Raw genomic sequence first — 221 nt, 5'->3', positions numbered from 1 at the left:
AGAAAAGGCGTAGAAATAATAGAAGCAGAAGCATCTAAAGATCATATTCATATGTTAGTTAGTATTCCACCTAAATTAGGAGTATCCTCATTTGTTGGATATTTAAAAGGTAAAAGCAGTTTAATGATTTTTGATAGACATGCTAATTTAAAATATAGATATGGAAATAGAAAGTTTTGGTGTAAAGGATTTTATGTAGATACAGTAGGTAGAAATAAAAA

General features: G+C 27.1%; 1 pseudogene. It reads left to right on the top strand.

What is annotated here, in order from left to right:
* Positions 1–221, top strand: a pseudogene (gene tnpA, locus HMPREF2576_RS10360) (IS200/IS605-like element ISSep3 family transposase); the annotation flags it as partial.

The sequence above is a fragment of the Staphylococcus sp. HMSC063F05 genome, assembly GCF_001837075.1.
GTDB lineage: Bacteria > Bacillota > Bacilli > Staphylococcales > Staphylococcaceae > Staphylococcus > Staphylococcus epidermidis.
Note: the sequence above shows the minus strand (reverse complement) of the source record. Positions and strands in the feature narration are given on the sequence as shown.